At 71.7% G+C, this 8,354-nt stretch carries 7 protein-coding genes; 4 read left to right on the plus strand and 3 right to left on the minus strand.

Annotated features, from left to right (window positions below; translation table 11 throughout):
* Positions 1-136 precede the first annotated feature (136 nt).
* Positions 137-793, minus strand: coding sequence for an MBL fold metallo-hydrolase (locus E6P78_RS32165; protein ID WP_136207159.1), 657 nt, complete (start codon positions 791-793; stop codon positions 137-139).
* A 10-nt stretch (positions 794-803) separates the two neighbouring features.
* The gene (locus E6P78_RS32170) at positions 804-1,493 is read right to left on the minus strand and encodes a maleylpyruvate isomerase family mycothiol-dependent enzyme (RefSeq protein WP_136207160.1); all 690 of its coding nucleotides are present in this window, start codon (positions 1,491-1,493) and stop codon (positions 804-806) included.
* A gap of 176 nt (positions 1,494-1,669) precedes the next feature.
* Between E6P78_RS32170 and uvrA the strand changes: the two genes are divergently transcribed.
* Together uvrA and E6P78_RS32180 are read left to right on the plus strand one after the other, a co-directional pair.
* Entirely contained in the window at positions 1,670-4,693 is a 3,024-nt protein-coding gene (gene uvrA, locus E6P78_RS32175; protein ID WP_136207161.1) for an excinuclease ABC subunit UvrA, read from the plus strand.
* A gap of 249 nt (positions 4,694-4,942) precedes the next feature.
* Positions 4,943-5,371: a Rieske (2Fe-2S) protein gene (locus E6P78_RS32180; RefSeq protein ID WP_136207162.1), complete on the plus strand. Its 429-nt coding sequence runs from the start codon at positions 4,943-4,945 to the stop codon at positions 5,369-5,371.
* Positions 5,372-5,492: 121 nt separating this feature from the next.
* Here E6P78_RS32180 and E6P78_RS32185 read toward each other — a convergent pair whose 3' ends face one another.
* The gene (locus tag E6P78_RS32185) at positions 5,493-6,419 is read right to left on the minus strand and encodes a hypothetical protein (protein ID WP_136207163.1); all 927 of its coding nucleotides are present in this window, start codon (positions 6,417-6,419) and stop codon (positions 5,493-5,495) included.
* Positions 6,420-6,644: 225 nt separating this feature from the next.
* On the opposite strand from E6P78_RS32185, the gene E6P78_RS32190 reads away from it, so the two are divergent.
* A complete protein-coding gene (locus E6P78_RS32190) occupies positions 6,645-7,319 on the plus strand; it encodes a papain-like cysteine protease family protein (RefSeq protein WP_136207164.1) in 675 nt (224 codons plus the stop codon).
* A gap of 19 nt (positions 7,320-7,338) precedes the next feature.
* Positions 7,339-8,214 (plus strand): hypothetical protein, encoded by an 876-nt coding sequence (locus E6P78_RS32195; protein WP_136207165.1) that lies wholly within the window; start codon positions 7,339-7,341, stop codon positions 8,212-8,214.
* Positions 8,215-8,354 lie beyond the last annotated feature (140 nt).

An 8,354-nucleotide genomic window follows, 5' to 3' on the forward strand; every position in this document is an offset into this window, starting at 1 on the left:
CTCCCGGCACGACTCCCACACGTCCTCGCCGACGCTCTCCCCAGCCCACTCACCCTGCATGAACACAAGACTGGCCCCACTCCACCCGGAGCGGGGCCAGAACCCAACATTTTCAGCAATCTTCTAGAAGCTGCCTTCACCAGCCACGGGCGCGCCACTCCGGCAGATGGGGCCGTTCGTCGCCCAGCGTGGTGTCGCCCCCGTGGCCCGGGTAGACCCAGGTTTCGTCCGGCAGCGGGGCGAAGAGCTTGGTCTCCACGTCGTGCAGCAGGCGGGCGAACGCCTCGGGGTCCTTGCGCGTGTTGCCGACCCCGCCGGGGAAGAGGCAGTCCCCGGTGAACAGGTGCGGCGCCCCGTGCGGGTCGTCGTAGAGCAGCGTGATCGAGCCCGGGGTGTGCCCGGTCAGGTGGCGGGCGGTCAGCGCCACCTGACCCACCAGGATCGTGTCGCCGTCCTCGACGAGCACCTCCGTCGGCACCTCGATGCCCTCGGCGTCGAACCGCCCGGCGTAGGTGCGCGCCCCGGTCGCCGCGACCACCTCGGCCAGTGCCTGCCAGTGGTCGCGGTGCCGGTGGGTGGTGACGACCGAGACGATCGAGTCGTCACCGATCAGCCGCAGCAGAGTCCCGGCGTCGTCGGCCGCGTCGATCAGCAGCTGCTCGCCGGTGGCCCGGCAGCGCAGCAGGTAGGCGTTGTTGTCCATCGGGCCGACGGCGACCTTGGAGATCATCAGATCCGTCAGTTCGTGCACGTCCGCAGGGCCGCCGACCCTGACCGCTCCGCTGTACGTCATGCTCTTCAGCCTATAGCGGGGGCAGCGCCGGAAGGGTGCCGCCGTCCACCGTCAGTGCCGAGCCGTCGCGCCGCCCGCTGAGCCAGCCCAGCAGCTCGCACGCGGTGCCCCGGACGGCGACGGGGCCGCCCTGCGCTCCGCCGCCGGTCGTCCAGACGCGGCCGGTCCCGTCGCGGAGACCCATTGACACGACCTCCGGGTGCCCGGCGAACCGCTCGGCCAGGAAGTCGATCTCCCGCGCCGTGAACTCGTCCGGCGGGTCCTCCAGCTCGTAGCCGACGTTCAGATCGACGTGGTGCAGCTCGACCTCGATCCGGCGGCGGAAGGGAATCCGGGAGGCCGAGTCCGTCACGCCGTTGCGCAGGGTCACCGTGCGCGACCAGTCCGCCGGGGTGGCCGCCGCCGCCACGAAGCGGGCCGCGCTCCCGGCCAGGTCGGCCAGCTGCTCCGCCTGCGGCCGGGGGGCGTCCCGCTCGATGTCGCGGTCGCGGGTTTCGCTGTCTGCGTACATCGGCCGGCCCTGGAGAACATTTACGAGTGCGTCGGCGTTACGAGAGAGGTGCGCGACGACATGACCGCGGCTCCAGCCCGGCAGCCGTGACGCTTCGGCCAGTGCGGCGTCGTCCAGTTTCGCCGTGGCGCTGAGCAGCCGATCGGTCGCTTCACGCAGTGCTGCCAGGTCGTGCGCATGATCAGTCATGGGGTCGAGCCTAGCCTCGGCCACTCGTTCGGGTGAAGGAGGCATCAGCCGTCCGCAATTCGAATGTGCGTGCTATACGCTCGGAGTCGAAAGCTCCGTACACCGCTGTGGCGCCCCCCATAACCTGGGCCAGGGGCTCAGTTCCCCCGCTTCTCTCTAGAAAGGTGCGGACCGGCGTGGCCGACCGTCTCATCGTCCGTGGCGCTCGCGAGCACAACCTCAAGAACGTCTCGCTCGACCTCCCCCGCGACTCCCTCATCGTCTTCACCGGGCTCTCCGGGTCGGGCAAGTCGTCGCTCGCGTTCGACACGATCTTCGCCGAGGGCCAGCGGCGCTACGTGGAGTCCCTCTCCTCGTACGCCCGGCAGTTCCTCGGCCAGATGGACAAGCCGGACGTCGATTTCATCGAGGGCCTGTCGCCCGCCGTCTCCATCGACCAGAAGTCGACCTCGCGCAACCCCCGCTCCACGGTCGGCACCATCACCGAGGTCTACGACTACCTCCGGCTGCTCTTCGCCAGGATCGGCAAGCCGCACTGCCCCGAGTGCCACCGGCCCATCTCGCGCCAGTCGCCGCAGGCCATCGTGGACAAGGTCCTCGGCCTGCCCGAGGGCAGCCGCTTCCAGGTGCTCTCGCCACTGGTGCGCGAGCGCAAGGGCGAGTTCGTCGACCTCTTCGCCGACCTCCAGACCAAGGGGTACAGCCGCGCCAGGGTCGACGGCGCGACCATCCAGCTCTCCGAGCCGCCCACGCTCAAGAAGCAGGAGAAACACACCATCGAGGTGGTCATCGACCGCCTCACCGTGAAGGACAGCGCCAAGCGCCGGTTGACGGACTCCGTCGAGACCGCGCTGGGCCTCTCCGGCGGCATGGTCGTGCTCGACTTCGTCGACCTCCCCGAGGACGACCCCGAGCGCGAGCGGATGTACTCCGAGCACCTGTACTGCCCGTACGACGACCTCTCCTTCGAGGAGCTGGAGCCGCGCTCCTTCTCCTTCAACTCGCCCTTCGGCGCCTGCCCCGACTGCACCGGCATCGGCACGCGGATGGAGGTCGACCCTGAGCTGATCGTCCCGGACGAGGAGAAGTCCCTCGACGAGGGCGCGATCCACCCCTGGTCGCACGGCCACACCAAGGAGTACTTCGGCCGCCAGATCAACGCGCTGGCCCAGGCCCTCGGCTTCCGTACGGACATCCCCTGGGCGGGGCTGCCGCAGCGCGCCAAGAAGGCCCTGCTGCACGGCCACAAGATCCAGACCGAGGTCCGCTACCGCAACCGCTACGGGCGCGAGCGCGCCTACACCACGCCGTCCTTCGAAGGCGCCGTCCAGTTCGTCAAGCGGCGGCACTCCGAGGCCGAGAGCGACTCCAGCAGGGAGCGCTTCGAGGGCTACATGCGCGAGGTCCCCTGCCCGACCTGTGAGGGGACCCGGCTCAAGCCGATCGTCCTCGCGGTCACCGTGATGGAGAAGTCCATCGCCCAGGTCGCCGCGATGTCGATCAGCGAGTGCGCCGAGTTCCTGGGCCGGCTCAAGCTGAACGCCCGCGACAAGAAGATCGCCGAGCGGGTGCTCAAGGAGGTCAACGAGCGGCTGAAGTTCCTGGTCGACGTGGGCCTGGACTACCTCTCGCTCAACCGCGCGGCGGGCACCCTGTCCGGCGGCGAGGCCCAGCGCATCCGGCTCGCCACCCAGATCGGCTCCGGCCTCGTTGGCGTGCTGTATGTGCTGGACGAGCCCTCCATCGGGCTGCACCAGCGCGACAACCACCGGCTGATCGAGACCCTGGTCCGCCTCCGCGACATGGGCAACACGCTCATCGTCGTGGAGCACGACGAGGACACCATCAAGGTCGCCGACTGGGTGGTCGACATCGGCCCCGGCGCCGGTGAGCACGGCGGCAAGGTGGTCCACTCCGGATCGCTCAAGGAGCTGCTGGCCAACGACAAGTCGGTCACCGGCCAGTATCTGACCGGCAAGAGGTCGATCCCCGTGCCCGACGTCCGGCGTCCCGTCGACCCGGCGCGGCTGCTCACGGTGCACGGCGCCCGGGAGAACAACCTCCAGGACATCGACGTCTCCTTCCCGCTCGGGGTGCTGACCGCCGTCACCGGTGTCTCCGGCTCGGGCAAGTCGACGCTGGTCAACGACATCCTCTACACCCACCTGGCCCGCGAGCTGAACGGCGCCAAGTCGGTGCCCGGCCGCCACACCCGGGTCGACGGGGACGACCTCGTCGACAAGGTGGTGCACGTCGACCAGTCGCCCATCGGCCGTACACCCCGGTCCAACCCGGCCACGTACACCGGCGTCTTCGACCATGTCCGCAGGCTGTTCGCCGAGACGATGGAGGCCAAGGTCCGCGGCTATCTGCCGGGCCGGTTCTCCTTCAACGTCAAGGGCGGCCGGTGCGAGAACTGCTCCGGCGACGGCACGATCAAGATCGAGATGAACTTCCTGCCCGACGTGTACGTCCCGTGCGAGGTCTGCCACGGAGCGCGCTACAACCGGGAGACCCTGGAGGTCCACTACAAGGGCAAGTCCATCGCCGAGGTGCTGGACATGCCGATCGAGGAGGGGCTGGAGTTCTTCGAGGCCGTCCCGACCATCGCCCGCCACCTGCGCACGCTCAACGAGGTCGGTCTCGGGTACGTGCGGCTCGGCCAGTCCGCGCCGACGCTCTCCGGCGGTGAGGCCCAGCGGGTCAAGCTCGCCAGCGAGCTCCAGAAGCGCTCCACCGGCCGCACGGTCTACGTCCTGGACGAGCCGACCACCGGTCTGCACTTCGAGGACATCTCCAAGCTGATCAAGGTGCTCTCCGGTCTGGTCGACAAGGGCAACTCGGTGATCGTCATCGAGCACAACCTCGACGTCATCAAGACCGCCGACTGGGTCGTGGACATGGGCCCCGAGGGGGGCAACGGTGGCGGCCTGGTCATCGCCGAAGGCACTCCGGAGTACGTGGCGGGCGTCCCCGCCAGCCACACCGGCAAGTTCCTCCAGGACATCCTGGACGCGGACCGGGTCAGCGAGGCAGCCGTCCCGGCGGCCCGCAAGCCGGCCAGGAAGACGGCGGTGAGGAAGACGGCCGCCGCGAAGTCCGCCCCCGCCGCGAAGACGGCGTCGGTGAAGACGGTGTCGGCGAAGGCCGCGGCGAAGAAGCCCGCAGCCAAGAAGACGGCCCGCGCCCGCAAGGCCTGACAGCCGGACGACACCCCCGGGCCCGGCGCCGGGGTGAAGCGGTGCGAGGCGGCGGCCCCCTCCCAGGGGCCGCCGCCTCGCCGTGTTCCCGCCCCTGACCAGGCAGGACCGGGCAGGACCGGCCCGCGCGCAGCCCCGTCCTTCTCCGCCGGTATCGTCGGTTACGTCACCGATGCCGCCGCCGCCCCGGGCAGCCCCGGCACGGCTTTCCGCTCTGCCCCTTCTGTCGCTTCGACCCGTGGAGACCGCATGTCCGGCCAGCCCGCCGCCCGCCGCACCGTGCTGAAGGGCGCCGCCCTCGCGGGCGTCGCCGGGCTGGGAGCGGCCGCCTGCTCGACCGACTCCAAGCTCGGCCACGCCCAGACGCCGACCCCCACCGCCCCCGTCGAGCTCGGCGCGCCGGAGGAGATCCCGGTCGGCGAGTCCAAGCTCTACCGCGAGCAGCGCGTCGTCGTCACCTGCCCGGCCAAGGGGCAGTACAAGGCATTCAGCGCCCAGTGCACCCACGCCGGCTGCCTGCTCGACAAGGTCGAGAAGAACGAGGGCCACTGCCCCTGTCACGGCAGCCTCTTCGACACGACGACCGGCAAGGCCGTGCACGGCCCCGCGACCGTGCCGCTGCCCTCCGTCCCGGTCCGCGTCGAGGGCGGAAAGCTGATCGCAGGCCCCGAAGCCTGACCCGCCCGGACCGAGGCCCCGGCCCGCCCGGACCGCGGCCCCGACCCGCCCGGACCGGCCCCCCGGCCCGCCGGACCGGCCCCTGATCCGCCCGGACCGGCCCCGGCCCCGGCCTGCCGCCCTACTCCCAGTCCCAGTCGATCCCGACCAGTCCCGGCCGCACCTCCTGTTCCACCACATGCACGGTCCGGTGCCGGCCGGTGAGCGTGAGGTCCGCCCGCGCGCCCCGGGGCGCGCCCGCCGACACCTGGGCGAAGCTGCGGCACCGTACCGGCAGCGCCTCCTCGTCGAAGCCGACCTGGAGCACGTACTGCCCGCCGCCGAAGGTGAAACCGCGCAGGTACTCGTCGCACGGCCCTCCCGTACCGTCCTCGAAGCCGTAGCCGAACAGGTACGTGTCGCCCGCCCGCAGCCGGGTGTCGAAGAGGAGTTCGGCGACCAGCACCCCCGTCTCCCGGTCCCAGCGGACCCGGCCCGTCCGGCAGTTCTCCCGGGCGCTCACCGTCACCTGCCCCGGATCACAGCCCGGGTCACCGATGTACACGGCGAGATAGCGGTCGATCCCGTCGCGGTGGGCGCGCACGACGTGCCGGGAGTCGCGGTACCGCATCTGGCGGCCGGGTCCGATCCGTACCCGCTCCTGGTGGCCCACCGTGTGCAGCCCGCCGTCCGCCGGTGACTCGATGCCCGCGAGCAGCCGCTCCACCGCCCCGGAGGAGTCCGTCAGCGAGCGGTACGAGCGGGCCGGCGGGCGGTCGGGGTCCGGGCGGGACACCCCGTCGTCCAGCAGCCCGAGCAGCGAGTTCACGGGCAGCCCGAGCACCTCCTCCAGGGCCTTCACGGCCCGCAGCGACTCCGGACGCTGCGGGCGGCGGGCACCCTGCTGCCAGTAACTCAGGCTGGTCACCCCGACCTTGACCCCGCGATGCGCCAGATGGTGCTGGACCCGCTGGAGCGGCAGCCCGCGCACCGAGAAGGCGGTGCGCAGGGCCAGATGGAACGGTCCGGTGTGCAGCACCTGCGCCAGTTCGGCCTCGGTGTGCTGCATGGGTCCTCCAGGTGAACGTTCACGCCGGCCGGGCACGGGGCCGCGCCGACGGGTGCCGGTCCGCAGGTGGTCAGGGGGGCGCGTTCACGCCGGGGCCCCGGGCGTTCACACCGCGGTGTTCACCCGCATTGAAGCGTGTTGACCCGTTCCCGACAACGGTTGATGCTCCTCCACAGCGTCCGGACGCGCTCCTTGGACCCCCACCCCCCGCCCGGGAGGAACGCCATGCACAACCGAAGAATCCGGCCGGCGCGGCTGTCGTTGACAGCCGTTCTCGCCGCCGTCCTGCTCGCCGCACCCACGGCGACCGCCACCGCCGCCGACCAGCCCCGCACTGCCACCGCCGCGGTCCAGGGCCACCACCCGGCAGCCGCAGCGGTGCCCGACCGGGCCGCCTCCGCCCCGACGGCCGCCCTCGCCGCCACCCGGCGGCTGGACATCACCATGCAGGCGCAGCAGAAGACCAACTGGTGCTGGGCCGCGTCCGGCAACACCGTCGCCACCTGGTTCGGCCGCAACTACACCCAGAACCAGTTCTGCAACGCCGCCTTCGGCCGCGCCCAGGGCTACGACTGCCCCAACTCGCAGGCCGCGCTCGACAACGTCCAGAACGCGCTGTACTGGGCCGGCATCAACCCCGGCTCGTACGTCACCGGCTGGCTGCGCTACCCCACCGTGCAGGCCGAGATAGCCGCCGGACGGCCGGTGGAGACCCGCATCCAGTGGTCGTCGGGCGGTGGCCACATGCACGTCCTGTACGGATACGACGACGCGAACAGCCTCGTCTACTGGGGCGACCCCTGGCCGTCCAGCAACCGCTACAACTGGGCCTCGCACGCCTGGTACGTGAACAACAGCGAGTTCTCCTGGACCCACTCGCTCTACCGGATCGGGGCGTGACGGCATGACCTCCGACAGCATGACCTCCACCAGTTCCCCGGCCCGCCCGCGCGCCGCCCGCCGCCTCGCCGCGGCCCTGGCCGCCGGCGGTGTGCTGGCCGGTGCCGCCCTGCTCACCGTCGCCCCGCAGGCGGCCGCCGCCACCGGACCCTCCGCCACCCCCGCCGCCCTGGCCGCCGCCCACGACGCGGCCACCGACGCCGCCACCCTGGACACCCTGTCCCGGTTCTTCGCCCGGGAGGGCGCCGTCAGCAGGGCGGCGGCCGCACCCCGCATCGAGGGCGCCGCCGTGCCGGTGCGCACCCTGTCCGCCGGCTTCGTCGCGGGCGAGCCCGGAGCACCCATCGCCTCACTGGACTACCTGGCCAGCACGGCCGTCTCCTCGGACGGGCAGAAGGCCTCCCTGTGGACGCTGCCCGAACCGGGCAAGGACGGCAACTGGCAGGTGGTGAACATCGCCACCGGCGACGACGAGGCCCGGTACACCGCGGCGGGCGCCCGCAAGCTGCCCGGCGGCATCGTCTTCCACGAGCCCCAGATCGACGCCTGGTACGTCCAGAAGGGCAGCCGGGTCCTCCCGCTCGACCAGGACGCCGTCCGGGCGGTGGGCGCGCAGGGGACGACCGTGTCCGCCTACCGCACCCGGGTGCGGGCCGCCTACGCCGACAAGCTCCCCGGTTCCGCCTACGCCCGCAAGGGCGAGGCGGGCGGCTACGGGCCCTCCGAGGCGAAATCCGCCCCCACGGAGCACTCCGGGCCCGCCATCGCCGCAGGCGGCGGCACGGAGACGGCCCTGACCGCGGGCTCCACCGCGGCCGCCGGGGGCGCCGTCGCCGCCCTCGCCCTCTGCGGCGTCACGGCCCTGCGCCTGCGCAACCGCCGCAGGGCCGGGTGAGGCGCACCCCATGACCCCGCGCTGTCACTGCCCGCAAGTAGGGTGGGAGACATGGCAGACCCCTCCAGCTACCGCCCCAAGCCGGGACAGATCCCCGACTCCCCGGGGGTCTACAAATTCCGCGACGAACACCGTCGGGT

The organism is Streptomyces sp. A0958 (assembly GCF_004795035.1).
Lineage (GTDB): Bacteria > Actinomycetota > Actinomycetes > Streptomycetales > Streptomycetaceae > Streptomyces.

What these genes read in the sequence shown, in the direction of transcription:
- E6P78_RS32165 (WP_136207159.1), bottom strand. Translation starts at nt 793, where the DNA reads ATGACGTACAGCGGAGCGGTCAGGGTCGGCGGCCCTGCGGACGTGCAC.
- E6P78_RS32170 (WP_136207160.1), bottom strand. Translation starts at nt 1,493, where the DNA reads ATGACTGATCATGCGCACGACCTGGCAGCACTGCGTGAAGCGACCGAT.
- E6P78_RS32180 (WP_136207162.1), top strand. Translation starts at nt 4,943, where the DNA reads ATGTCCGGCCAGCCCGCCGCCCGCCGCACCGTGCTGAAGGGCGCCGCC.
- E6P78_RS32185 (WP_136207163.1), bottom strand. Translation starts at nt 6,419, where the DNA reads ATGCAGCACACCGAGGCCGAACTGGCGCAGGTGCTGCACACCGGACCG.
- E6P78_RS32190 (WP_136207164.1), top strand. Translation starts at nt 6,645, where the DNA reads ATGCACAACCGAAGAATCCGGCCGGCGCGGCTGTCGTTGACAGCCGTT.
- E6P78_RS32195 (WP_136207165.1), top strand. Translation starts at nt 7,339, where the DNA reads ATGACCTCCACCAGTTCCCCGGCCCGCCCGCGCGCCGCCCGCCGCCTC.